We start from the raw sequence: 11,584 nt of genomic DNA on the forward strand, positions 1-11,584 counted from the left end.
CCCACCCCTACCCCTCCCCATCAAGGGGAGGGGGGCGTTTCAGGCCTCCAGCCAAGGCTGGCTGATGGCGCGTTTGCTCTCGAACACGTCGATGTCTGCGCCGTGCTGCAGGGTCTCGCCGATGGCGTCGAGACCCTTGAGCATCTTCTCCTTGCGGACCGGATCGATGTCGAAGCCGATCGTCTTGCCCGAGGGCGATACGACCGTCTGGGCTTCCAGATCGACGCTGACCATGTGGTTGCCGCCCTTGGCCTCGTCCATCAGCAGGGCGAGATCCTCAGGGCTGACCACCACCGGCAGCAGGCCGTTGTTGAAGCAGTTGTTGAAGAAGATGTCGGCGAAGCTGGTCGAGATCACGCACATGATCCCGAAGTCCATCAGCGCCCACGGGGCGTGCTCGCGCGAGCTGCCGCAGCCGAAATTATCGCCGGCGATCAGCACGCTGGCGCTCTTGTACTCCGGCTTGTTGAGCACGAAGTCGCTGATCTCGTTCCCGTGGGCGTCGAAGCGGAAGTCGTAGAACAGGCCCTTGGCCAGGCCCTCGCGTTCGACGGTCTTGAGGAACTGCTTGGGGATGATCTGGTCGGTGTCGATATTGGCCAGCTCCAGCGGAGCCGCGCGGCCGTCGAGGCGGGTGAAGGCGCGCATCAGGCGGTCTCCTCCAGGAAGGTGCGAACATCCACGAGCCGCCCCGCAATCGCCGCCGCCGCCGCCATGGCGGGCGAGACCAGGTGGGTGCGGCCGGCGCGGCCCTGGCGGCCTTCGAAGTTGCGGTTGCTGGTCGAGGCGCAACGCTCGCCCGGCTGAAGCTTGTCGGGGTTCATGGCCAGACACATCGAGCAGCCCGGCTCGCGCCAGTCGAAGCCGGCGGCCTTGAAGATGGCGTCCAGGCCCTCTTCCTCGGCTTGCTCTTTCACCAGCCCCGAGCCCGGCACGACCATCGCCTTGACATGAGGAGCTACGAGACGCCCGTGCAGGAAGGCTTCCTGCACCACGGCGGCGGCGGCGCGCATGTCTTCGATGCGGCTGTTGGTGCACGAGCCGATGAAGACGCGGTCGATGCGGGCTTCCGAGATCGGCTGGCCGGCCTTCAGGCCCATATAGTCCAGGGCCCGGTGGGCGGCCGCGCGCTTGTCGGGCGTGGCGAAGCTTTCGGGGTCGGGCACCTCGCCAGTGACCGGGATGACGTCCTCCGGGCTGGTGCCCCAGGTGACCATCGGAACCAGTGCCGAGCCATCAATCACGACCGTGCGGTCGAAGACAGCGTCCTCATCGGTGAAGAAGGTCTTCCAGTGGCTCAGCGCCATGTCCCAGGCCGCGCCCTTCGGCGCCGCCGGCTTGCCCTGGATATAGGCGAAGGTCTTGTCGTCCGGCGCCACCAGGCCGGCCTTGGCGCCGCCCTCGATGGTCAGGTTGCAGAGGGTCATGCGGCCCTCCATCGACAGGCTGCGAATGGCCTCGCCAGCGAACTCGATGACATAGCCGGTGCCGCCGGCGGTGCCGATCTCGCCGATCACGGCCAGCGCCACGTCCTTGCCGGTGACGCCGGGCGGCAGCCGGCCGTCGACGCGGACCAGCATGTTCTTGGCCTTCTTCTGGCGCAGGGTCTGGGTGGCCAGGACGTGCTCGACCTCGGACGTGCCGATGCCGTGGGCGAGGGCCCCGAAGGCGCCGTGGGTCGAGGTGTGGCTGTCGCCGCAGACGATGGTCATGCCCGGCTGGGTGCGGCCCTGCTCGGGCCCGACCACGTGGACGATGCCGTTGCGGATGTCGCCCATCGGGAAGAATTCGATGCCGTTGTCGGCGACGTTGCGGGCCAGTGTCTTGAGCTGCAGGCGGGCTTCTTCGTCGGCCACAGCGTCGACGCCCAGGGACTGGCCCTCGGTCGGGATGTTGTGGTCGGCCACGGCGAGCGTGCGATCGGGCCGGCGCACCTTGCGGCCGGCCGCGCGAAGGCCTGCGAAGGCCTGCGGCGTGGTCACCTCGTGGATGAGGTGCAGGTCGATATAGAGGATCGCTTCGCCGCCTGCTTCGCTGACGACGTGGGCGTCCCAGATCTTGTCGTAAAGGGTTTTGCCGGACATGGCGGGGATATAGGGCGGATCGTGCGTCAAAATCCAGAGCTGGCCGGGCCTGGGGCCAAATTCTTGCGTGGCGGGGCGTGGCGGCTACACCCATAACGCAAAGGGCGCGCCCGTCTTTCGACCTGTCGGCGCGCCCTCGCATCGTTTTCAGCCTTCGGGGGCCGATGGCGCCTGCCCGAAGAGGGCCGTCCACTAGAAAGGAGACGGTCTGGAAGCCCGGGCGAAGGTCGCCGGGGGTGAACTCAGCTTCTCACGAAACGGTGGCTTGTCAATCTATGTGCAGTTGCACGAAAGCTCAGCTGTGTGGCGCCGCCAAAGAAAAAGACCCCGGTGTTTCCACCGGGGCCTCGTTCATTTCCGAATGTCGGACGATTAGTCTTCCGACGAAGACGAAGCCTTCGGACCGCCAGCGCGCTCGGCGATACGGGCCGACTTACCGCGACGGTCGCGCAGGTAGTACAGCTTGGCGCGACGGACGACGCCGCGACGCTTAACTTCGATGCTTTCAATGCTCGGCGACAGCAGCGGGAACAGACGCTCCACGCCTTCGCCGAACGAAATCTTACGGACGGTGAAGCTCTCGTGCACGCCCGTGCCGGCGCGGGCGATGCAGACGCCTTCGTAGGCCTGAACGCGCTCGCGCTCGCCTTCCTTGATCTTCACGTTGACGCGCAGGGTGTCACCGGGACGGAAGTCCGGGATCGCGCGGGCGGCCAGCAGACGGGCCGATTCTTCTTGCTCGAGCTGAGCGATGATGTTGATCGCCATGATCACTACTCCTTGGGCTTACCCGGTTTCGGGTCGCCTTTTGCCTGTTGATTGGCGAGGTGGGCTTCCCAGAGATCCGGGCGCCGCTCGCGGGTCGTTTCTTCACGCATACGCTTGCGCCATTGGTCGATCTTCTTGTGATCGCCCGATAGCAGCACCTCGGGGATGTCGAGCCCTTCGAACGTCCGCGGTCTTGTGTACTGCGGATGTTCGAGGAGCCCGTCCTCGAAGCTTTCTTCCAGCGTGCTCTCGATGTTCCCCAGAACCCCCGGGGCAAGTCGAACGCACGCCTCGATCACGACCATCGCCGCCGCCTCGCCACCGGCAAGGACCGCGTCTCCGACCGAGACTTCCTCGAACCCGCGGGCGTCGAGCACCCGCTGATCCACCCCTTCGAAGCGGCCGCACAGCACCACGATGCCGGGCGCGTTGGACCACTCCCTCACACGCGCCTGGGTCAGGGGCCTGCCCCGGGCGCTCATGTACAAAAGCGGCCGCCCATCGGCCTCCAGGCTGTCCAGCGCAGAGGCGATAACGTCCGCTTTCAACACGGCTCCAGCGCCGCCACCCGCAGGGGTGTCGTCGAGGAAGCCGCGCTTATCCTTGGAAAAGGCGCGAATGTCCAGTGTTTCCAAACGCCACAGGTCCTGCTCCTTCCAGGCGGTCCCGATCATCGAGACGCCGAGCGGGCCGGGAAAGGCCTCGGGGAACATGGTCAGGACGGTGGCGGTGAACGGCATGGCCGCTGTTTAGCCGGTGAGCGCGCGAGAGTCGAAGCCCGGCGGGGCGAGCACCGTTCACCAAGCGCATTTTCCAGTTGTTCACCGTCATCGGCGATGGTCACGGCGAGAGATAAGGTCCCGTTCAAGCCATGCCGACCCAGAGCCGTTTCTTCCGACGCCTGAGCGAGAGCGTCGCTGCTTTCGTCCGTCGTTTGCGGCGCGACGATCGCGGGGCGATCGCTATCCAATTCGCGTTGCTCGCCTTGCCGCTGTCGGTTCTGCTGTTTGGTCTCATCGATGTCGGTCGCCTGAGCCTGCAGCGTCGCCAGATGCAGGATGCGCTGGACGCGGCGACCCTGATGGCGGCCCGGTCGACGGCGTCCACGAACGCCGAGCTCGACACAGTGGGCGACGCGGCCTTCCTGGCCGAGATCGCAGGTATGAACCTGGGCCTGACCGCTTCGAACGCCACCTTTTCGGCAGGAACCAACAACCGGGTCATCGGGTCGGTCACCGCGACCTTGAAGCCGATCATCGCCAACCTGTGGCAGAGCGGAGACTTCACGGTCACCGCGACGTCGGAAGTGGTGCGTTCGTCCAAGAACCTGGAAGTGGCGCTGGTGCTCGACATCACCGGCTCGATGGACGGCACCCGGATCGCGGACCTCAAGGTCGCCGCCGCCGATCTTGTCGACATCATCGTCCGCGACACCCAGGCGCCGTTCTATTCGAAGATCGCGCTGGTGCCCTACGCCGCCGGCGTGAACCTCGACACCTACGCCGACGCCGCGCGGGGCCCGATCCCGCTGCGCAACATCAGCAATGTGCAGTGGCTCGCGACGGGGACGAACATCACAGCCATCACCAAGGCGTCATCGGCCCGGGTGACATCGTCGGGCCATGGCCTGTCCACTGGCGACCGGGTCTACATCTCCGGGATCAACGCCAGCGGTTCGAACAGCATGTCGTCGCTGAACGGACAAATCTACACCGTCACAAAGGACAACGATAATCGCTTCTGGCTCGATGGCGCAGACACCAGCAGCAAGTCGAACTACTCCAGCGGCGGCACGGTCAGAAAGTGCCTGACCAGCGACTGCACCCTCGTCGTGACCACGAGCTCAGCGCACGGTTTCATCACCGGTGACCAGATCAGTTTCGCGAGCATCGGCGGTACGACGTCGCTGAACGGGCAGACGCACACGATCACCAACCTGACCAGCACGACCTTCAATACCGGGGTGGCGGGCCTCGGCACGGCCGCCTACACGAGCGGCGGGACGGCGACCTGTGAGCAGAGCACGGTTCCGGGGTGCCGACGCCTCGCCTACACGAGCGCCGATAACACTTCGGAGGTTCGCGCCATCAGCACTTGCGTCAGCGAACGCACCGGGACTCATGCGTATACGGACGCCGCGCCCAGTACGGCCTATGTGGGGACAAACTACCCCTCGACTTCCGCTGATTCCTATTCGCCGAACCCCTGTCCGACAGCGAAGATCACGCCGCTATCCAGCGACAAGACGGCGCTAAAGGCGCAGATCAACAGCTACACCGTGGGGGGCTCGACAGCGGGCCAGATCGGTCTGGCCTGGGGCTGGTACATGGTCGCGCCCAACTTTGGATACCTCTGGCCGAACGCCTCCCAGCGCCCCGCCGCCTACAAAAGCCAGGACCTGATGAAGGTCGTGATCATGATGACGGACGGCGCGTTCAACACCCCCTACTGCAAGGGTGTGATCGCCGCCGACGCCGGCGGCGGCAGCGGCAGCGACGACGATCACATCAATTGCAACGCCACCAATGGTGATCCCTATACCCAGGCGCGGGCGCTCTGTACGGCGATCAAGAACAGCGCCAACGACATCACGCTCTACACGGTCGGCTTCGCCGTGGGGTCGGACAACACCGCTAAGACCTTCCTGACCAATTGCGCCTCAGACACGTCCAAGGCGTTCTTCCCCGCCAACGGTTCGGAGCTGAAGACGTCGTTCAAGGCGATCGCCCAGGAAATCTCGTCCTTGCGAATCTCCAAATAGAAAACCCCCGCCGGCATCCGGCGGGGCTCGTCATCTTCAGTCGTGCTGACGATCAGGCCAGCTTGATCTCGCGCAGGCGCTGCTGAAGGAACTCGTCGGCGGTGATCGACTCCGGATAGCGATCCGGGTTCTCGGCCGTGACGCAGTTGGGCAGGGTCTTGATCTCGTAGTCCGACGCGAAGTGCAGGAAGAACGGCGTCGAGTAGCGAGGCACGCTCCGGCGCTCGGGCGGCGGGTTGACCACGCGGTGCACCGTCGAGGGCAGCACGTTGTTGGTCAGGCGCTCGAGCATGTCGCCGATATTGATCACCAAGCAGCCCGGCGGCGGGTTGATGGGCAGCCACTGACCATCGCGATCCAGAACCTCAAGGCCGCCTTCCTCGGCGCCCAAGAGCAGGGTGATGGTGTTGATGTCGCCGTGAGCGCCGGCGCGCACGCCAGTGGCGTCCTTGGGGATCGGCGGATAGTGCAGCAGGCGCAGCACCGAGTTACCGTCCTGCACGGTCGGGTAGAAGAAGTTCCGGTCCAGCTTCAGATAGGTGGCGATCGCCTCCAGAACCTTGCCGCCCATGGTGTCGAGGCTGTTGTACAGCCAGCTGACATCATGCTTGAAGGCCGGGATCTCGGCCGGCCAGACGTTGTCGGCCATATGGGCGCGGAACCGGTGGCCGGGCGGCAGGTCGCGGCCCATGTGCCAGAATTCCTTCAAGTCGTAATGGTCCGCGCCCTTGGCGGTCTCGACGCCGAACGGGATGTAGCCCCGCGCGCCGCCCTTGACGCCGGCGTACTGCTTCTTGGTCTCGACCGGCAGCGCGAAAAAGGCCTTGGCGGAGTCGACGGCAGCGTCGATGCGCGCCTGATCCAGGTCATAGTCGGACAGCACGGCGAAGCCGTAGCGTTCGAACGACGCGCCCAGTTCTTGTGCGAAGCGCGAGAAGTCCTTGGCGTAGAGAGAAAACGAAACCGGGTCGATGGCGGAGGTGGACACGTCTGCGAGCCTTGGAATGAGTAAGTTCCTTCTTACTACACCGGACGTCGGGCGAAACGAAGGCTGTTCGTCTCCGCGCGGCGTTGAGTTTGGGAACTTGACCATAAGACGGGCGTTTGCCCGGGTGACTTGATCTACAGCAAAGACGCGAGGGTTGCGACAATGCCGAAATTCGCTCGAAAGATAACGCTGGCGGTGGTGCTGATGAGCGCCGGCGCCCTGGCCGCCTGCACCACCACTGACCCCTATACTGGCATGCCGGTCCGCAACAACACCGGCACGGGCGCCCTGACCGGCGCGGGCGTGGGTGCGGTGCTGGGGTATCTGACCAACACGAACAAGGGCGAGCAGGGGCGCAAGAACGCTCTGATCGGCGCGGGCATCGGCGCGCTGGCCGGCGGCGCCATCGGCAACTACATGGACCGCCAGCAGGCCGACTTCCGCCGCAGCCTCGAAGGGTCTGGCGTGATGATCCGGCGCAACGGCGATCAGATCGTGCTGGTCATGCCCAGCGACGTGACCTTTGCGGTCGACCGCTCCGATGTCCAGCCGCAGTTCACCCGCGTGCTTGACGACGTGGCGCGCACGCTCAACGCCTATCCGCAGACCACGATCGATGTGGTCGGCCACGCCGACTCCAGCGGCCCGGACGACTACAATCAGACTTTGTCCGAGCGCCGCGCCAGCGCCGTCGCGGGCTACCTGACGGGGCCGGGCGGCGTTCTGGTCGATCGGGTCTTTGTCGCCGGCATGGGCGAGCGCGCGCCGATCGCCGACAACGCCACGCCGGCCGGGCGCGCCCAGAACCGCCGGGTCGAGATCATTCTGCGTCCTCTGACTTGATAGGATTACGGGGCGGCATTAGCGCGCCGCCCCGCCCCTTAGGGGCATGAAGCGGTTGCTTTTCCCGCGCTTCGTCGCCAAGTCGTCATCCTTCGAGGGCGCGGCGCGAGGAAGACGTGGCGAAAACGGCGAGCGATATCAGTCTGACCCGGCAGGCCATGAGTCTGACCGACGATCTGATGACGCCCAACGCGGCCGTTTACTGGACCGACCTGACGATTTCGGCCGCCGTCATGTGGGGCGGCTTCCTGATCGCCGCGACGACGTCCAGCCTCCCGATGGGCCTGGCTGCGGGCCTCCTCAGCATGCTGGCGCTGTACCGTGCGCTCAGCTTCATACACGAACTGACGCACATCCGCGACGACGAGGCGCCGGGCTTCCGCGTCGGCTGGAACGTGCTGGTCGGCGTGCCGCTGATGACGCCGTCCCTAATGTACGAGGGCGTCCACAACATCCATCACATCAAGGACCGCTTCGGCACCAAGCTGGATCCGGAGTACCTGCCGCTGTCGCGCTTCACGCCGCTGAAGCTGGCCGGCTTTCTGTTCGTCGCCCTGCTGGCCCCGCTGGGCGTGATCCTGCGCTCGGCGATCCTGATCCCGCTGTCGTTCCTGGTTCCGTCGCTGCGCCGCTATCTGAAGACGAAGCTGTCGGCGCTGATCATCAATCCCGACTTCGTGCGCGAGGATCTCGGCCGCTGGCGCAAGGCCTGGGTGGTGCAGGACGTCGCCTGCTGGCTGTGGTCATGGGCGGTGATCGCGGGCGTGGCCTTGGGCGTCGTTCCCGTGCGTGTGGTGCTGACGGGCCTGGCGATCTTTTCCCTGGCCACCTTTCTGAACCAGGCGCGCACCCTGGTGGCCCATCATTGGGACAATGACGGGGACAAGATGACGCTCGAGCAGCAGTTCCTCGACTCGGTCAATGTCCCGCCGCCGAACCTGGCCTCCGAGCTCTGGGCGCCGGTAGGCCTGCGCTACCATGCCCTGCATCACCTGCTGCCGCGTCTGCCCTATCACAACATGGGCAAGGCTCACGCGCGACTGGTCGAGGCCCTGGGCGCGGACTCGCTTTATCATCGCGCGTCGGAGCCGGGGCTGTTCGAGGCGCTGGGAGATCTCTTCCGCCGCGTTCGCCAGAAGAACGCCGCCGCCAAGAACCAGCCCGCGCATTAAGCGGCGGTTGAGGCGTCTTCGCTAAGACGGATCCGTTTCGAACGGAGACCGCAAGGCGTGAGCATCGCGCAGCCAGGGCTTGATTTCGCCGCCGCCGGCCACCGACTGGCCGCGCCGCTGCTCGACACCCTGCTACCGCTGGGCTCGACCTTTTCTCTTGTGTCGTTGACCTGCGCGCTGCTGATCGCCGCAAGCCATGTGGTCTTGAGCCGCGGCGCGCGCGGTCGCAGGACCTCCGCGCGACTGCTGCTCCGGGCGCTGTTTCCCCGCAGGATCTGGCTGAAGGCGTCCAGCCGCCTGGATCTCGTGTTCTTCGTCTTCAACATCTGGTGCGCTGGAGTTCTGCTGGGCGGAGCGCTCTTGTCAGGCCAGGCGATCACCAAGGCGTTGTCGGGCTGGCTGGCGGCGAGCCTTGGCGACGGGCCCTTTGCGGCCACTCCGTGGCCGATCGTGGCGGTGGTGGGGACGCTCGCCGGCTTCCTCGCCTACGAGCTCGGCTACTGGGTCGATCATTGGCTGAGCCACAAGGTTAAATTCCTGTGGGCCTTCCACAAGGTCCACCACACCGCCGAGGTTCTGACGCCGCTGACGGTCTACCGCGTCCATCCCATCGAGAGCGTGAAGTTCGCCAATATCGCGGCCCTCGCGACGGGCGGGACTGGCGGCGTGTTGGCCTGGGCCTTCGGACCAGCCTGGCATCAGCCGCTGATCTTCGGCCAGAACGCCATTTTCTTGGTGTTCGCGATGAGTGTGATCCACCTGCAGCATTCGCACGCCTGGATGACGTTCCGGCCCTTCGGAAAGTGGCTGCTCAGCCCCGCCCATCACCAGATCCACCACTCGGCCGACCCAGCCCATTTCGGAAAGAACCTAGGCAGTTGCCTGGCCGTCTGGGACCGGCTGTTCGGCACGTTGCATGTCCCCGAGCAGCGTCCCGCAGCGTTGACGTTCGGCGCGGCGTCGACCGATCCCCATAGCCTCACGGGCGGATTCGCGACGCCGTTCGTGGAGGCCTTCAAGGGCGAGCCGACTCCCAGACCTGTTCCGCTGGCCGCAGAGTAGAGATCAGTCCGCGCCTTCCTGTTGCGCCCGCTCGCGCAATTCCTCGTCCAGACTGGCCGTGTCCCAGGCGCCGCCCGCATCGCCCGGACGCATGCGGTGCAGATCCGCGTTGAGGAGCCGGTCCATGGTCTGGGCGGCGTCACGCGAGGCCAGGATATAGGCCTCTTCCTGGCCCCACATCGGCCGCAGCTCCTCGAACATCCGCCGATCGTGGCGACGGAAGAAGGCGGCCGCGCGATGCGCGCGGTGCGCACGGAAGCCCAGCTTCTGCAGCGCGGTCGAGCCCAGCGCCAGGGCCGCCTCAAAGGTCTCGCGCTCCACCGCGTCGGCGCCGTTCGAGAGCAGGTCGTAGGCGTGACGGCGGTCCCAGGCGCGGGCCAGGATGGTCAGGTTCGGGAAGGCCTTGCGAGCGGTCTCGACCAGCTCGACGGTCTTTTCGCGGTCGTCCAGCGCGACGATCAGCATCCGCGCCCGGTCCGCGCCGGCCTGCCGCAGTAGGTCCAGGCGGGTGGCGTCGCCATAGTGCACACGGCGACCGAAGCGTTGCAGCAACTCTATCTGCTCGATGTCGCTGTCCAGAACGGTCGACTTGAAGCCGTTGGCAGACAGCAGACGGCCGGTCACCTGACCAAACCGCCCGAAGCCGGCGATGATGATATCCGGCTCGCCCTCGTCGAAGTCGCCCGTATCAGGTGTGACATCGGGGATCGCTGCGTCCATCAGGGCCGCGACCCGCTCGTAGAGGATCATGGCCACGGGCGTCAGGGCCATCGAGACGGCGATGGCGGCGGTCAGCAGGGCGGCCAGCTCGGCGCCGATCACGCCGGCGCCGACGGTGAAGGTCAGCAGGACGAAGGCGAACTCGCCACCCTGGGCCAGGGCTGTGGCGACGGCCAGGGCTCCGCGCTTGGGCGCGCCGAACAGCCGGGCGATACCGAACATGACCAGGAACTTCAGCACCATCAGGCCCAGGACCAGGCCCGCCAGGGTCAAGGGCTGACGCGCGACCAGGGGCAGGTCGACCCCAGCGCCGACGGTCATGAAGAAAAGGCCCAGTAATAGGCCCCTGAAGGGCTCGATATCGGTCTCGAGTTCACGGCGGAACTCGCTCTCGGCCAGCACGACCCCGGCCAGGAAGGCGCCGAGGGCGGGGGAGAGGCCGACGGTCTGCATAAGGCTGGCGACCGCCACCACGATCAGCAGGGCCGAGGCGGTGAAGATCTCGCGCAGGCGCGCCTTGGCGATAAAGCGGAACAGCGGGCGCACGAGATAACGTCCGCCGCCAACCACGGCCGCGACCGCCGCCAGCACTGACAGGGTCTGAGCCCAGACCGGCAGGTGCGAAACCAGGCTCGCGCCATGGCCGCCGGCCGCTGCGGCATGCTGGGGCGCGCTGATCGCCAGCAGGGGCAGGAGGGCGAACATCGGGATGACGGCCAGGTCCTGCAACAGCAGCACGCCGAAGGCCGCGCGGCCGACCGGTCCCTGTCGCAGCCCCTTTTCGTCCAGCGTCTGCAGCACGATGGCGGTGGAGGACATGGCCAGCACCAGGCCTACCGCCAGCGCGGTCTGCCAGGGCAGTCCGAAAGCCAGTGCGGCGGCGGCGATCGCCAGGGCGGTGCCGACCACCTGGGCGCCGCCGAGACCGAAGATCGTCTTGCGCATGTCCCAGAGCATCGAGGGTTGCACCTCAAGACCGATCAGGAACAGCAGGATCACGACGCCGAACTCGGCGAACTTCATCACGTCGGCCTGGTCGCCCACCAGCGACAAGGCGAACGGTCCGATGATCACGCCGGCGATCAGATAGCCCAGCACCGAGCCTAGCCCGAGGCGTTTGGCGATCGGGACCGAGACGACGGCCGCGCCGAGGTAGACCAGGGTCTGGGTCAGGATGTTTTCCATG

Annotated in this window: 10 protein-coding genes; 4 read left to right on the forward strand and 6 right to left on the reverse strand. The window is 66.0% G+C overall.

The features are described 5' to 3' along the window. Positions 1-39: 39 nt before the first annotated feature. The 4 genes from leuD to trmD form a co-directional block, all read right to left on the reverse strand. On the reverse strand, positions 40-648 hold the full coding sequence (gene leuD, locus ACT53N_RS06135) for a 3-isopropylmalate dehydratase small subunit (RefSeq protein WP_476063059.1): 609 nt from the start codon (positions 646-648) through the stop codon (positions 40-42). Further along, positions 648-2,084 carry a 3-isopropylmalate dehydratase large subunit gene (gene leuC, locus ACT53N_RS06140; RefSeq protein ID WP_476063060.1) on the reverse strand — a complete coding sequence of 479 codons (1,437 nt, stop codon included), beginning with the start codon at positions 2,082-2,084 and terminating at the stop codon, positions 648-650. Before leuC ends, leuD begins: the two co-directional genes overlap by 1 nt. 372 nt (positions 2,085-2,456) lie before the next feature. Further along, positions 2,457-2,852: a 50S ribosomal protein L19 gene (rplS, locus tag ACT53N_RS06145; protein WP_476063061.1), complete on the reverse strand. Its 396-nt coding sequence runs from the start codon at positions 2,850-2,852 to the stop codon at positions 2,457-2,459. Between the two features lie 5 nt (positions 2,853-2,857). After that, positions 2,858-3,592: a tRNA (guanosine(37)-N1)-methyltransferase TrmD gene (trmD, locus tag ACT53N_RS06150; RefSeq protein ID WP_476063062.1), complete on the reverse strand. Its 735-nt coding sequence runs from the start codon at positions 3,590-3,592 to the stop codon at positions 2,858-2,860. Positions 3,593-3,723: 131 nt separating this feature from the next. On the opposite strand from trmD, the gene ACT53N_RS06155 reads away from it, so the two are divergent. Further along, complete coding sequence (locus tag ACT53N_RS06155; protein WP_476063063.1) at positions 3,724-5,613, forward strand: ubiquitin-activating E1 FCCH domain-containing protein; 1,890 nt, start codon at positions 3,724-3,726, stop codon at positions 5,611-5,613. 52 nt (positions 5,614-5,665) lie between these two features. Here ACT53N_RS06155 and ACT53N_RS06160 read toward each other — a convergent pair whose 3' ends face one another. After that, positions 5,666-6,601: an isopenicillin N synthase family dioxygenase gene (locus tag ACT53N_RS06160; RefSeq protein ID WP_476063064.1), complete on the reverse strand. Its 936-nt coding sequence runs from the start codon at positions 6,599-6,601 to the stop codon at positions 5,666-5,668. Positions 6,602-6,763: 162 nt separating this feature from the next. Between ACT53N_RS06160 and ACT53N_RS06165 the strand changes: the two genes are divergently transcribed. From ACT53N_RS06165 to ACT53N_RS06175, 3 genes are all read left to right on the forward strand, one after another. Beyond that, entirely contained in the window at positions 6,764-7,444 is a 681-nt protein-coding gene (locus ACT53N_RS06165; protein WP_476063065.1) for a YiaD family glycine zipper/OmpA-like lipoprotein, read from the forward strand. A gap of 116 nt (positions 7,445-7,560) precedes the next feature. Next, a complete protein-coding gene (locus ACT53N_RS06170) occupies positions 7,561-8,616 on the forward strand; it encodes a fatty acid desaturase family protein (protein ID WP_476063066.1) in 1,056 nt (351 codons plus the stop codon). A 57-nt stretch (positions 8,617-8,673) separates the two neighbouring features. After that, positions 8,674-9,678, forward strand: coding sequence for a sterol desaturase family protein (locus ACT53N_RS06175; protein WP_476063067.1), 1,005 nt, complete (start codon positions 8,674-8,676; stop codon positions 9,676-9,678). A gap of 3 nt (positions 9,679-9,681) precedes the next feature. Here ACT53N_RS06175 and ACT53N_RS06180 read toward each other — a convergent pair whose 3' ends face one another. Beyond that, positions 9,682-11,583: a monovalent cation:proton antiporter-2 (CPA2) family protein gene (locus tag ACT53N_RS06180; RefSeq protein ID WP_476063068.1), complete on the reverse strand. Its 1,902-nt coding sequence runs from the start codon at positions 11,581-11,583 to the stop codon at positions 9,682-9,684. Position 11,584 lies beyond the last annotated feature (1 nt).

It is taken from the genome of Caulobacter sp. DMC95 (assembly GCF_056313785.1).

Excerpts from the sequence above, each read along its gene's own strand:
- leuD (WP_476063059.1), bottom strand. The coding sequence starts at position 648 with ATGCGCGCCTTCACCCGCCTCGACGGCCGCGCGGCTCCGCTGGAGCTG.
- leuC (WP_476063060.1), bottom strand. The coding sequence starts at position 2,084 with ATGTCCGGCAAAACCCTTTACGACAAGATCTGGGACGCCCACGTCGTC.
- rplS (WP_476063061.1), bottom strand. The coding sequence starts at position 2,852 with ATGGCGATCAACATCATCGCTCAGCTCGAGCAAGAAGAATCGGCCCGT.
- trmD (WP_476063062.1), bottom strand. The coding sequence starts at position 3,592 with ATGCCGTTCACCGCCACCGTCCTGACCATGTTCCCCGAGGCCTTTCCC.
- ACT53N_RS06155 (WP_476063063.1), top strand. The coding sequence starts at position 3,724 with ATGCCGACCCAGAGCCGTTTCTTCCGACGCCTGAGCGAGAGCGTCGCT.
- ACT53N_RS06165 (WP_476063065.1), top strand. The coding sequence starts at position 6,764 with ATGCCGAAATTCGCTCGAAAGATAACGCTGGCGGTGGTGCTGATGAGC.
- ACT53N_RS06180 (WP_476063068.1), bottom strand. The coding sequence starts at position 11,583 with ATGGAAAACATCCTGACCCAGACCCTGGTCTACCTCGGCGCGGCCGTC.